A 13,740-nucleotide genomic window follows, 5' to 3' on the forward strand; every position below is an offset into this window, starting at 1 on the left:
ATGTTAACAGCCACCAAACTGCTGTCGCTTTTGGTGTACCCCTTGTCGTTGGGGCTGCTGTTGCTGCTGGGCGCAGTTTTTTCGGGGGCGATAGGACGAAGAGGGTTGAGTTGGCTTTTGACGCTGCTGGCCTTTTTGGTGCTCTACTTTCCGTCGACTGAGTTTGGCTCAGAGGCTTTAATGCAGCCGCTGGAAGGGCGTCACCCCGCATTCTCTCCCGAGGAATTGCCTGCCGCCGATGCCATTGTTTTGCTGGGTGGTGCGAGTAATGGTCCCGCGCGCTTTGGTCGTGGTGCCGATCTCAATGATGCCGCCGATCGCGTCATGTTTGCTGCTGAGCTGTATTTTTCGGGTAAGGCCCCGATTATTTTAATCTCGGGAGGCGGTGCCGAGTCTATGCCTGCTGAGGCTGAACTTCTGGCGCAGCAGTTACAGGCACTCCAAATACCGCGCAAGCAGCTACTATTAGAGACGCAAAGCCGCACAACCTTTGACAACGCAGTTATGGCGGGTGAGATGCTTAAAAACGCCGGCTTGAAGCATATTTTGCTGGTGACTAGCGGGGCGCATATGCGACGGTCTTTGGCGCTCTTTGAAAAGCAGGGGCTGCAAGTAACGGCAGCAGCGACTGACCATCAAATTCCACAGTTCTCAGACCCTTATATACCGGGTTGGGTGCCCACCTTTTCGCGGCTTGCTCGATCTAGCCGTGCAATACACGAGTGGGTTGGTTACTGGGCCTATGACAACTCGGGCAAACTGTAAGCAGTAGCCTTAAATAAATTGGAGCTTCATGTCGCTATAGCTTGAGCCGGTCCAACGTTTGAAGGCCCGGTAGAAGCTATTAACCTCGGCATAACCTAGCTTCCAAGCGAGTGTCTTGCCCGGAACCCAACGATCCTCGAGTTGGCACTCACAGTGGTACTGGCGTACCTGATCAAGCAGCTCCTGATAGCTAATGTTGTCGACACGCAGTCTGCGTCGAAGTGTCGTAGGACTAATGCCTAATTCATCGGCAATGTGGTCAGAGCGTAGACGGCTGAGGTCGCCCGCGATTAACAGACTGAGGACGCGCAGTGTCGTGTGAGAGAAAGAGGCTGCTGTCCGTTGTGTAATTCGTTGAACCTGCTCTTGACTGATCTCTGGTTTGGGAGCTTTGACGTGAATAACCCGCTGGCTACGGGAAAAATGGCGTCTGGAGGCTTCGATAGGGGGCTGGGGGTGTCTTCTGGTTTCCATAGTACGCTTCCTTGCGGTCATGAAGTGTTAGCACGGCAACTGGGTATGTGCCGCTGTTGTCGATCGGACACCATCCTTGGTAGCCGTCTTTTGTAGATTAGTCTGCTTTCAAATAATTACCAGCGAATTGCGGCGATCTGGCTATTTTTGATGCAAGGTCACCGGGATTGCAGCGTGTCCTGTAGCATTTGATTGGATAAGGGGCAGTCCATGACGGCGCCAATAGCTTTAATAAGGGTGAGCTCTCGAGGCGACAGGTGGCCGTCTTGCGCTGCAACTTCGGCCAGTGCCTTGAGTATGGTGACCTTGAGCAGCGGGTAACAATTTGCGAGCTGTTCAACAGCTTTTCCAAAGGGTAGTACGCCCATGGCTTCAGTGGCAGGCAAAGCAAGAGGCAGGTTCAGGACCCTTGCTCCAGCTTGAAACGCCGCCTCTGTATTGCCATGACTCAATTGCGCCAGAGTACCCAGCGCAACGGCTAGTGAGGAGCCGACATCTTTCAATTGGGCATGCTGAGGGCGCGATGATCGTTTCACAAAATGTGCATCAAGGTAGTGTCGCACCAACTGATAAAGGCACCATTCAAAAAGGTCTACTTTTCCGTCAGCTTTAACCACTTCAATGAGTAGTCGCTTAAAAGTTTGGTACTGCGGTGCAGATAGAGTTTTCAGGGTCGGGAGACACAACTCGATCAGCGGTAAACGCAACTCAGGCTCCATGGCTTGAAGTTGTGTACCTCGTCGAGCGACTAAAACCTCCAGTCCGGTGATATCAGATTTATGAATCGCTGAACGTTGCGTCTGGGAGCTAGCTTCTTGCCAAAGCAGGGCTAGCAACAAGCTCATTGCCCCCAAGGGCTCCCGCGCGTCTTCAATGATATCAGCCGCTAACTTGTCGTTGATTTGGGTTGATGAGGCTTCTAGTGGGTTGGGAAAGTTGGCCTCAGGGCGGAGTTCTGTGGCAATGGCCAAAGCTGCGGTCAAACTGCGCTGGGCTTGAGGAATTCCTGTCTCTAGATTCGACCCAGATTCAGCATCTTGATGATTTTGGGCGCGCGTAATGAACTCGCCATTCCACTGAGGATCAACGCGGCGAATACGTTTTTCTAGCGGAGGATGCGTGGCAAACATTAGCCACAACCGATGTTTTACTTGACCGAAAAAAAGGTGAGACATTTCTTCAGCACGGGCAGATTCGACCAGCGTACCGCGCGTGTGACCTCCAATGACCTTTAAGGCGTCGCTAATACCATTTGGGTTACGGGTAAACTGCACCGATGAGGCGTCGGCTAAATATTCTTTCTGCTTGGAAATAGCCGACTTGATAAGACCCGCCATGACACCGCCCAGCAGCCCGACGAGATACAACCCCAGGCCAATGAATAGCAAACCGAAAGTATTGCTAGTACTACTGTTTGAGCTTCTGCGTGCTCGATGTGAGACGGCGCTGCGCATGAAAACTGCGCCCATATCGCCAATAAAAGTGATGCCTCGCAACATTGCCATGAGCCGTATGCTTAAGCGCATATCGCCATTTAGGATGTGGCTAAATTCATGCCCAACAACACCTTGTAGTTCATCCCGAGTCAGTTGGGTCATGGCACCTTGGGTAATGGCTATAACGGCATCACCCGGTGAAATTCCTGCGGCGAAGGCATTGATACCCGGCTCTTCGTCGAGAATGTACAAGGGCGGCACCGGCATGTTGGCGGCCAAGGCGATTTCCTGAACAATATTTTGTGCTCGCCGCTCGTGGGGGTCTTCGGTGTTTGAGACGGCGGGTCTCGCACCCAAAGCCTCAGCCACGCTGAGACCTCCTTGGGAGAAACGGATCCAGTTATAGAGCACAACGGCGCCGATCACCACGATCAGACTGATGCTAACCGCTAGCGTAACGCCGATATCAAGATGGCCAAGTTGAAAGGCGGTGGAATATTCGCCGTCCATTGCTCCGGAAAACGTCAGCACGTAGGCCAGAAAAAGATTAATAGCGCCAATGAGCAGTGCAACCGCTCCAATGAACAGGGCCGTTAGGAGCCGTGTATTCCGCCTAGCAACCTCCTGCTCTCGGAAAAAATCCACCGCTCAGTTTTGCCTAGGAAAAATTGATCTTGGGAGCGTCCTGAATGGCAGCGCTGTCTGCAAACTCTAGCAGTGCGGCATCTTCTCGGTGCCCAAAAGCATTGCCGATAATCATGTTCGGGAAACTCTGTCGGTAGGTGTTGTAGCTCATAACAGCGTCATTGAACCCCTGCCGGGCAAAGGCCACCCTGTTTTCAGTTGAGGTGAGTTCCTCAGAGAGCTGTTGCATATTTTCGCTGGCCTTGAGGTCTGGGTAAGCCTCCATTACCACGTTGAGCTTGCCCATCGCCGCCCCCAAAGCGCTCTCTGCCCCCGCAAGATTCTTGATAGATCCTGAATCAATGCCGCTATCGCCAATGGCCTTTAGTGCCGAAGCGGCTTCGTTACGCGCTTCAACCACGGCTTCCAGAGTCTCTCGCTCATGGCTCAGATAGCCTTTTGCGCTTTCCACCAAGTTGGGGATTAAGTCGTAGCGTCGTTTAAGTTGAACCTCAATTTGTGCAAAGGCATTTTGATAGCGGTTAGAAAAGGCTACAAGCTGGTTGTAGATCGCGACACCCCAAATGAGCAATATGGCAATCGTAGAAATAAGAATAATGAGCGTGGTACTCATAGGTAGCATCCTGAAGTTTTGGCAGCAGGCTTTAGAGTAGCTCTGCTTTTGGTCCGCGTCTAATCTGGGCGCGCAAAACATGCCATGGCGCAAATTTAAGGCTTTAAGCGCCCGCTCAATCCACTACCGACCAACCTAGCCTTAACGTTCACTCATTTCTCTGCCGGCTTATTAGGCTGATTGTCATCCTTCAGAGGTCGATTTCTCTGCCCAGTATTGACTGACAGTTTGGGCTCCAAAGTCGGCAACCGCATCAAAAAATGTATCGGGATCGGCATGACGCATCTGTGCTAGTCCCAGCTCCATTTCCTTGGCAAAAATAAGCTCGGGCAGATCGTCTTGTACCGCGGCCAGTATGGCCTTTGCGCAGTCGAGAGGGTCATCTCCCGCGTCGATAACATCGTCTGACAGACCGCGCCGACCACCCTCTCCAGTGATGGCGTTACGGGCGACATCTGTGGCCACAGATCCAGGCAATACGTTGGTCACTCGAATATTGTGGGGCTTATCGACTTCGCTGCGTAGGGCATCCATGTAGCCAATGAGACCGTGCTTAGCTGCGCAATAGGCGGTTCTCAGCGGTGCTCCAATACGTCCAGCTACTGAGCTGATCGCCACAATATGGCCACCTCCAGCGTCTGCCATGCGGCGCAGCTGAAGTTGCGTAAGCCAAATGGGCGCAATGAGATCGACATTGATGAGCTCGGTATAAATTTCCGGTTTTGCATCGATGGCGATACAGCGTTGGCTAATGCCCGCGTTGTTAATAAGAATATCGACCCGACTGCGCCATGCCCATGCGCGTTTTACGATATCAGCGAGTTGATCATAGTCGGTGACCTCAAAGGGTAGTACCAGGCAGTCAACGGGCAGTGCGTCGGCAAGCGCTTGCAGAGCTTCTTCACGACGTCCCGATAGAATGATTGAGCAGGGCTGCTTGGCTGCCTCTATCGCAAGTGCTTTACCAATGCCCGATGAGGCGCCCGTAATCCAGAAAACTTTTTGATTTAAATCGGTCATATCTCAGTGCTCATGCTGTTTTGAAAGTTCTTTAACTTGCAGTCGAGATCATGCCCTGAAAGCAGTCGGAGTGCACATTGGCTTCTTTATCAGTCAACCAGTTTTAGGCCAGTGGCCACAGCAGTAGGGTTGCTCGTTCGAGCTCGCTTGAGTGGGGATGTTGCAATGTTTGGTGCCCAGAAGAGGACTTGAACCTCCACGCCCTTGCGAGCACTAGCACCTGAAGCTAGCGTGTCTACCAATTTCACCACCTGGGCACAGGGGGAACTCGGAAATCCGAGGCGGGAGAGACTAAGCCGGGTCGCCGCTCTTGTCAATGTGGCTGCGGATATCGCCCCCACCCAACAGGTATTATCAAGCCTCAGTGTGTAGCCATTTAAGCGCGCCCTGCACTGGCTGTCACATTAATGTGTAACGTGGCGATGGGCATTCCTACTTGGTAAGACAATCGAAGCGCGTGCTCTTAGCTGGTATCAGCGTATGCGGCTAGCCTTTTGAAACCACTTTGGTTTTGCCATGTATGATCTCTCGGGGGCACTGGTCGCTTATGACTAATGGCTTAGCAAAATGCAGGGGCCTCCACTGGCCTCCTCGGCAACGACTGGGACATTCTAGTTTGATGGCACTTAAGCGTTACAAGGAGATTGATGCCGTTCGGGGTTTTGCCTTGTTTGGCGTTCTGTTGGTCAATCTTTACGCGTTTGGGGCTGACTCTTTGGCTTGGGACGGGTCTCTAGATCAGCTGTTCTGGCACATAAAGCATGTGCTCTTTGAGTCAAAGTTTTGGGGCCTCTTCAGTTTGCTGTTTGGGATCTCTTTTTGGCTGCAGATAAGGTCAGCGCTCAAGCCTTGGCATCTTCTAAGGCGTTACTGTGCCTTGATGGCCTTTGGTTGTTGTCATGCCCTGCTTTTTGAGGGCGACATTCTGATGCTTTATGCAGAATTTGGTGTGCTGCTGTTGCTCTTCCACAAGTGCTCAACCCGCATCTTGGTTGTCGCTGCGGTCACATTTCTGCTGGTTTTTCCTATTGGGCATTATTGGGTGCCCGATCGTGGATTCAGTGATCAAGCAAGCAATGTTAATCAGGCGCAGCAGTGGCTGGAGGAGGATCGTGAAGTTGGCTTGTACAGCGCAGGGTCTCTCAGCGATATCGTCGCTGAGCATGCAAGCTATATTCCGGAGATCCCTTGGGAAGATTACCAGTGGCCCGATTCGGGGTGGGCGGTATTCGCGCTCTTTTTACTCGGCTTCTGCTTTGCTCGAGAGGACGGCTTGCGGCGCTTCGGCCAAAGACCGAGGGTGGTCTCAAAAGCGAGTTTTTGGATGTTCTTGTTTGGACTCGGCGCCATGTCGATCGAGGCCTGGATGACCCATGCCGTGGGCTATCGTATTTTTGGCGAAACCGTTTCGGGTGGCGTTACGCAATTTGTCGGTGATCTCGTGTTCCTGCTCGGCACCCTATCGCTGACCGCCGCGTGGTTTTGTTTGATGTACAGTTTTGCGACGCGCTGCAGTCACTGGTGGATAGTTCGTGCCCTAGAGGCGGTTGGGCGAATGAGCTTAACGACTTATCTCAGCCAAACCTTAATTTTCACCACGCTTTTCTATGGCTATGGCCTAGGCTGGGCCTACTGGCTGGGTCCCGCTGCCGTTACTGGCGTCGCCCTTGTGATTTTTACGTGCCAAATCTTATTTGCGAAGTTTTGGTTTTCAGTTTTTGTGATTGGACCCTTTGAGTGGCTTTGGCGACTTGCCACAGACCTTCGTCTCCCGGCATTGCGGGTAGCGCCAAGGCGAGGTCCAAATTGTTAAAGCGCCCCTCAAAGAACGCTGGTGCGGTTGAACCGTATAGCCCGCGGCGGGCTTTCTGATAGACCGTGATTAATCCGTCAGAATTAGGGATGAAACACGTGCCATTAAGGCCTGTAGCTAGACCGCAGCCGTGAAACTTCAGTGCCGCCTCTTTGAGCCGCCATATTCGGTAAAACATTGTGTTTGCCCTTTCAGGGCTAGCTTCCTTCAATGCTTTTGCCTCAAAGGTTGAGAACAGCTCCTGCGCTAGCTCCGACGTGTTGTGTGTCTCATCGGGAATTTCCACATCTAGGCCGATGCGTCGGGCCGAGCAGCTAGCCGCAAAGATGGCGTATGGCCCCGATGAACTCACACTTATCGTGTATTCATTGACGGGCAGCTCAAGCGCATTGGCTTTTGCCGTGGGTGAGGAGAGGTTGCCAAACGCGGTTTCACGCAGCCACCGCAAACAGGCTCGGCGCTGGACAAAGGCGCTTTGTGCGCCAGAAGCTCGCAGCCCTTGCGCTCGCTGACGCTCAGGGCCGGTTAAGGAAGTTTCGCAATCGAGCTGGAAGGAAAGATCGTTAACATACCGAAGCACATAGATCTCGACGGTGTGTTTTCCAGCTTGCAGCATGCATCTAGAACCGACCGCGTCGAAGGCTTTAGCTAAATGGGCGCTTCGATTCGTCACAGCGCGCGTTCCAAGTTGACGGGGCTACCTGAGTGAACCCCCGGAGCTAGCACCATGCTTTTCATCACAAGTCCCAGCCCCTCCACGGTGGTATTGGGTTCTAGTACAGCCCCCCCCATGACGGTCGCGCCAAAATTGATCGCGCTGTTTGGCTTGATCGAGGTTTGCTTAACGGTCAAAAGGCGATGCTCAAAACTGTGCAGCTGCAATTGGCCTTGAACGATGCAGTTATCGCCAATATCAACGGCATGCCAATCGAAGGCCTGCAGTGGTTCGTGGATTAACGTATTTTTGCCAATGCGGCAGCCAAAGGCTCTTAAGAAGGGGTTGGCTAATACCGAGCCTCCCAAATGGCGCAATGTGGGTCCTGACCATTTGAAAAAGCAGTCTTGGGCCAGAAAGTAGGTGAAGTGTCGCAGCGACCAAAACGGGGTTTGGTGGTTCTCCCCCCAGTGCTTTGGTATCAAGCATTTCTTGATACTCAGAGCCAAAACCTGCAAACAAAACGTGGCGCCAATAGTGGCTGCTAATGACTCCAAAATTGCTGATGAGTTGAAAGTGTCCACGATCAGAAGCATCAGCGCTAAGATCAGTATCGGCATTGCGGGAATAAGGGCGACGCCAATCAGGTCGCCAAATAAAATACGCAGGGTAAACAGCGACCACGTGGGAACTTCTGTGCCGGTAGCTTGGCCTTCAGGTTGGGCGAATTCGATGACGGGATTGCCGGCGAGCACCGTTACTGTGGGCTGAGACATTGCCGGGAGACGACGAAACTGGTGATCCCCTGTGGGGGTGCTGACTCCGAGTAGGAGTTGATCTGGCAGGATGCCAGATTCAGACACACTGTTATTGCCCAAGAACGTGTCGCGCCCAAAATTAAGGGGGCGTAGGTAAAGGTATTCGCCCTCATCATCGAGCATGCCAGTTCGACAACCGTTAGCCATAAAAATATTGGGTTGGCTGGTAAGCATTTCGGGAACCAGATTAACCATGACGTCGCATTCGCTGGCGCCGGTTTGGCCGTAATTAACGCCTGCAAGACGTCGTAAATATTGGCCCGTTAAGGTCCAGGTCCACAGCCGTTGTATTTGGTTCATCTTCTCCTGTCGGTAGCGCAGCATCACGGCGGCGAGGCTGGATCCTTCCAAAACTCCTGGCTTGTATGGCGTCAGCCTGAGAAAGAGGCAAGTGAGAACTGATGTCACTAGTAGAGTGAGCCACGCGGCAAGAACGGCTCCGAGGAAAAAATCTGTCAGGAGTTGAAATAGGGAAGTAGTCACAGTGTCGGTTGCGCTGGCGTAGTCACCTAACAGCCATTGCGAGATGCCGCTCAAAATTAATGCTGCAGGGATGACAAAAAGCAGGCACTCAATAAAAAATTGCGCAGAAATGCCCTTGAGCTCGGAGGCGTATCGGCTGGCAGAGGCGGGCACTAAGCGGTGGTTACGTTGCAACGATAATCGGCTGCCCACTGGGTCAACATCAACGCCGTCGATTATCTTAAAGTCATCGACAGTAGCCCCGTGTCGAGCTGCACTGAGTGGAGTGAGCCAGCAACCCTGGCCCAGCGTGACACCCGGGCCAACAAAAGCGCGCTGTCCCAACTTAGTGCCAGCGCCAACGCTTACTTTATCTACAATGAGCCGACCACCCTGCCAACGCTGGCCGCTTAGCTGAGCGCCGCTTTGCACAACCACACCGTCTTTGAGTTCCAGCATGTTTAAGGGTCCCAAAAACTCGGCGCTTTGAGAAATGTGTGTGCCTCTACCGATATCGGCTCCTAGTGTCCTTAACAGCCACGCATAAATTCCTGGGGCGCGTAACCACCGACTCATTGGCTGGAGTACCATCCGCTGCTGACTGTCCAGCCACCAAACCTGCCAGTGCGCACGGCTCCATTTTTGATAATTCCCGCTTTTGATGTCGGTTAATCTAAAAAGTGCTCGTAAGACAACGACCCAGGCTAGATTTAAGAAGGGAACACCTAAGTAAAAAACAAAGGCAAGTAAGGTGTAGGCAATAAGTTTCTTGGGGTCTCCATCGAGAAAGGCTGTTTCGGGGTCGCCCCAGGCCAGTAGTAAAACTAAGCCTGACAAGGTGGGTAAGCGCAGTGCCAAAATGCCGAGGGCCTGTAGTAGCGTAAAAAACTTTGGGCCAAGCCTTGGCTGGGTCGAATTTTTTACCGTCGCCTGGGCAGATTGGCGCCTGTCTGCTTCCTCGCCTGAGCTGCCAGAGATTTGGCTTAGGGGGAGGTGGGCGGCAAGTCTGGGCGTGCGAAAGTCGGTCAGAAGATCTCGAACAGATACGTGATAGCCAGCTTGGCGCAAGGCTTGGGTGAGCTTTGCTATGGCAATGGAGTGTGCGCCCCACTCGACGAAATCATCGTCCCACTTGAGTGTGGCGCCCAATACCTTGCGACAAATATTCAACACGCCTTTGCCGGCAACCGGCTCAGTTTCTTTACTCTCCTGCTGCTCTGCTTCCTGATTTTCGCCAGCTTGTTCATGAGCAGGCAGTGAGGGCAGTTGCTGGCGGTCTATTTTTCCCGACAGGGGCTTGAGGATAAATTGGGGCACGAGAAAGATTTTTGCGGGTATCGCGTGCTCGGGAAACTGCCGCCGCAGCTCGATTTGGATAGAACGCGCCCAATCTGCTGGAGCCGGGAGCGTAGAATGATGCTTTAAGTTCTCAGGCGAGCGGTTCGGTGCGATGACGAAGGCGATGAGCTCATCATTGCGGTAGTCAATAACCGCTGTATCAATATCATCGATAACGTCCTGAAGAAAAGACTCAATGCCCTGAGCCTCCACACGATGGCCCCGAACTTTGATTTGCGCATCGAGACGCCCCAGAAAATCAACTTGCCCGGTAAGGGGGTCAATGCGGCAGCGATCGCCAGTGCGATACAGGCGTCCATAATCGGGGTGTTCAATAAATTTTTCAGCGGTGGTTAGAGGTTGGTTGCGGTAGCCCTTGGCGAGATGACAACCCCCAATACAAAGCTCTCCAGTTTCACCCCAGGGCAACGCTCGATCTCTATCAGGTTCGATAATGATGTATTCGACCCCGGGGAAGGGTGCGCCTATGGTGACAGGCTTACCGGGACGCAGTAGCTGACGGCTGGTATCGGTGCTGGCCTCGGTTGGCCCATAAGTGTTGATGATCTGCCGTCGTGCTCGAGACCACGGTTCTACTAAATTGGCGGGAAATGCCTCGCCTGCAGGAATGATATAGCGGCAGATTGGATAGGGTAGGTCGTGTTCGGGGGTGTCACTGAGAGTGCTCAGCAGCACAGGGGGACAAAATAGCGCGGTGACTTCTTGCTCCAGTAATATCGGTACGAGGTCGGGCCCGGAGCGCACCTCGTCTTTGGTGAGTAGCACCACAGCGGCACCGGATACCCATGCACTGTAGAGCTCTGAAATACTTCCGTCGTAGCCCAGAGATGAAGTGAGCGATGTAGCGTCAACCCCGGCCGTAAAATCGAAAAAATACGCGTAACTTCGAGCTAGATTTATGTAGCCTTTGTGGGCGCACTCAACACCCTTGGGTTGGCCTGTTGTCCCGCTGGTGTAAAACACGGCGGCTACGCGTTCTTCTGGATCATCGAGCCAAATAGGGCGTGCCCGTTGAATCGGGGCATCAATTGAAACTCGGCTAAGATCGAGTATGGGAAGCCCATCAAGCTTTAGGCCATCGTCATTGCTGACCAAGAGAACTGGGTCGGCATCCTTCACCATTTGTTGCTGTAGCGAGATGGGCGCAGCAGGATCTAAAAACAACTGGGTTGCGCCAGCTTTTAAAATTCCCAAGTGGCTGGCAACAATGTCGACGCAGTTTTGTTCCATGGACACGGCAACGATTTGATCCGGTCCGCTGACATAGGGGGCAATTGCAGCTGCAATTTGTTCTGCTCTGTGATCGAGATTTTGGTAGGTTATTTGCTCGCCAGTTGTTGGTACTTGAAGGGCAGTAAAGTTGGGGTAACGAGCGGCACTGCGCTCAAAAATTTCATGCAGCCATTCCACGCCTTTTTGATGGTCTGCGCGAATCCACAAATCACCCGTGGGCTCATCTTTGAGGCAATACACGTCTGAACTGGGGCTAGGCCTTGTGCTCTGAAGTGCTCTACCGTACTGCCACCATGCCAGTGAGGAGAGGCTCAGCATGCCTAGCACGCTTGCGGCGAGGGTGAGCATTATAGAGGTGCACTCCTAGTTCGGGGAGCCCTGAAAGTACCCCTCCAGGGTGCCGCGGCGGCGGACATCTAGTGTGACACAGTGAAAGCCGCCACCTAACATGCGGGAGTGACGAAGCTTTACCGGCTCAACATTCATGCCTTTGCTCTCCAGCAACGCGATCAACTGGTGCTGATCGCTGTCGACGACCACGGTATCTGGATCGATACTAAATAAATTCATATCGATCCACTCACTACCAATGGCTTTGTGAAGGTAGTCAGCACTGTGGCGCCCTTGGTTTTCCATGGGTGGGCTGTATATGACTTCCCATTCCTTGAGAAAGTCTGGAATGGTCTCGTCTGAGAGGCGTCCCGGATTGGCCAGCACCAAACCCGGCCGCAATGCGACCAAAGTAGAGTCAATATGGCTGCCAAAATAGACGTCTTCCATGAAGTGAACTCGGTATTTGCTTCCCAGTATCGACTGTAGCCACTGTCCCCCCATTTTATTGCCAGTGGCACTCACCAGGTACAGTAAATCTCGTCCAAAGCGCAGCACATTGGCGGCGTCAAAAGCAGGCTCCAAATCTAGAGGAGTGAGATTGTCAGCCTCAGGCGCAAACAGCTCATCTTTTAGCGTGGGTCGCGGTGCACTGAACCAGCGTGCCCCTGAAGCCATGTACTCCAAAAGTAATTCGCGATAGCTGAACGTCTCCTGGCTGCGACCTCGGATAACGTTGGGAGTTTCTAGTATTTGGTCCCCGACCGTGAGCAATATATCTCGGGGGCAATAATTGTAATAACCCGGTGTGGACCAGTGCACCGTACTAAAGACGCTATCGTGATCCCAGGGAGTGGGACGACGGACGGTGACATTCGCCTGTTTTAAAACTGATGCAAAGGTCTCAAGATCCTCCTCGGCTTCCTCAATAATTTTGGCTGGGAAAGGCCCCTGCGGAATGGTGTCCAAGGGGCGCCCGGGATATTCTGCTAGTTGAGTGCTGGCATCAGCGTGGGGGAACCTTGCACCTGCGGCGGTACCAATGATGACCTCTTCAAGGGGATCCCATTCGTTACAGCTCCAAACAAAAGACATGCAGGTACTCCGTAGCAACTTTAATTTTGATTGATGTTTTTATGGGCCACAGAAATAGCGAGTTGACCATAAAAAAGCCGCCCTGCAGGCGGCTTAGTCAAAGGCAGTGGTAGCGAGCCTAGTTCATTGCTTCCCAGAGTGCACTGCCGTGGCAGGTCATAGCTTCGCCTTCCATCGCGGCAGCGTCAGATTCAGGGTAAGCATCCCAGAACTTGCCGTAGTCTGTGAAGTCGGGCCACGACGATATGTACAGAAGGTCAGTGCCAGTGCCGTCGGCTGCGGCTGCTACAGGAAAATAGATCTGACTTTTCATATCTTTGCCGCCCTTTACTTTGGATGCGGCTTTTTGCCATGTCTTTGAGTACTCAAGCAATTCCTCTTCACCCATTTCGTCGTTCATTTGGCATTTCCAGATGTGGACGGGGCTACCAGCCATTGCTTGCATGGCCGTAAGTGATAGAACAGCGACAGCAGCCGCAATCAATTTTTTCATGGGAATATCCTCTGGCGGTGTGAAATTTTCTGCAGGCCAGTGTGCTACACAATTCTCTGCTTTTTAACTGATATCGGCCGAACCTTTTATCTAAACGCGACATTTTCATCGCATCTTTGGCTTGTATGCTGTGCACTTTGTGGCCTGCGGCTTGGTGAAATACATCTATTTTTTCAGTTATATCAATGTTTTATGGTCATTTTTATGAAGATTTGGCGTTGCGTTACCACGACTAGGGTTGGGTGGTTGGCCGCGGAGCTGAGAGTCTGGATCGGTTTACGACCTTGGGCTCGGTCACAAAGGCCCTGTGGGTCTGAGCGGCTGCTCGGGCATTGGCGCAAGCTTGAAAGTTAATATCTGCAGGATGTGCCTGTAGCGATTTGGCCTATGCAGCCAAACGGGGTCAAGGTACCAAAAATGCTCTGTTGGCACCTTCGCAGCTGGTTGGCGAGGCCCGTCTTAAGGCGGGGATTTGTTGTCGCCGAACTGGTAACCTATCAGTACTTACCGGCCAGTACATTCACTCGGC

General features: G+C 52.7%; 9 protein-coding genes, 1 tRNA gene and 1 pseudogene. 2 read left to right on the top strand and 9 right to left on the bottom strand.

Annotation, left to right across the window (positions count from 1 at the left end):
- Positions 1-765 (top strand): YdcF family protein, encoded by a 765-nt coding sequence (locus ACMAY6_RS02330; protein ID WP_435214112.1) that lies wholly within the window; start codon positions 1-3, stop codon positions 763-765.
- Positions 766-774: 9 nt separating this feature from the next.
- On the opposite strand, the gene ACMAY6_RS02335 is transcribed toward ACMAY6_RS02330, so the two are convergent.
- The 5 genes from ACMAY6_RS02335 to ACMAY6_RS02355 form a co-directional block, all read right to left on the bottom strand.
- On the bottom strand, positions 775-1,239 hold the full coding sequence (locus ACMAY6_RS02335; protein WP_435214114.1) for a helix-turn-helix domain-containing protein: 465 nt from the start codon (positions 1,237-1,239) through the stop codon (positions 775-777).
- Positions 1,240-1,397: 158 nt separating this feature from the next.
- Positions 1,398-3,320, bottom strand: a complete 1,923-nt coding sequence (locus ACMAY6_RS02340; RefSeq protein WP_435214116.1) for a M48 family metalloprotease — start codon at positions 3,318-3,320, stop codon at positions 1,398-1,400.
- 13 nt (positions 3,321-3,333) lie between these two features.
- Positions 3,334-3,933 (bottom strand): LemA family protein, encoded by a 600-nt coding sequence (locus tag ACMAY6_RS02345; protein WP_435214118.1) that lies wholly within the window; start codon positions 3,931-3,933, stop codon positions 3,334-3,336.
- A gap of 183 nt (positions 3,934-4,116) precedes the next feature.
- Complete coding sequence (locus tag ACMAY6_RS02350; RefSeq protein ID WP_435214120.1) at positions 4,117-4,953, bottom strand: SDR family NAD(P)-dependent oxidoreductase; 837 nt, start codon at positions 4,951-4,953, stop codon at positions 4,117-4,119.
- Positions 4,954-5,123: 170 nt separating this feature from the next.
- Positions 5,124-5,210, bottom strand: a tRNA-Leu gene (locus ACMAY6_RS02355).
- A gap of 362 nt (positions 5,211-5,572) precedes the next feature.
- Between ACMAY6_RS02355 and ACMAY6_RS02360 the strand changes: the two genes are divergently transcribed.
- Positions 5,573-6,766 (top strand): DUF418 domain-containing protein, encoded by a 1,194-nt coding sequence (locus tag ACMAY6_RS02360; protein ID WP_435214122.1) that lies wholly within the window; start codon positions 5,573-5,575, stop codon positions 6,764-6,766.
- Positions 6,767-6,836: 70 nt separating this feature from the next.
- Here the strand turns inward: ACMAY6_RS02360 and ACMAY6_RS02365 are convergent.
- From ACMAY6_RS02365 to ACMAY6_RS02380, 4 genes and pseudogenes are all read right to left on the bottom strand, one after another.
- Positions 6,837-7,382, bottom strand: a pseudogene (locus ACMAY6_RS02365) (4'-phosphopantetheinyl transferase family protein); the annotation flags it as partial.
- Positions 7,383-7,435: 53 nt separating this feature from the next.
- Complete coding sequence (locus ACMAY6_RS02370; RefSeq protein WP_435214123.1) at positions 7,436-11,641, bottom strand: AMP-binding protein; 4,206 nt, start codon at positions 11,639-11,641, stop codon at positions 7,436-7,438.
- A gap of 15 nt (positions 11,642-11,656) precedes the next feature.
- Entirely contained in the window at positions 11,657-12,718 is a 1,062-nt protein-coding gene (locus tag ACMAY6_RS02375) for an inosamine-phosphate amidinotransferase 1 (RefSeq protein WP_435214125.1), read from the bottom strand.
- Positions 12,719-12,836: 118 nt separating this feature from the next.
- On the bottom strand, positions 12,837-13,211 hold the full coding sequence (locus ACMAY6_RS02380; protein WP_435214126.1) for a hypothetical protein: 375 nt from the start codon (positions 13,209-13,211) through the stop codon (positions 12,837-12,839).
- Positions 13,212-13,740: the final 529 nt, after the last annotated feature.

Source organism: Luminiphilus sp. nBUS_16 (assembly GCF_051201645.1).
Classification (GTDB): Bacteria; Pseudomonadota; Gammaproteobacteria; order Pseudomonadales; family Halieaceae; genus Luminiphilus.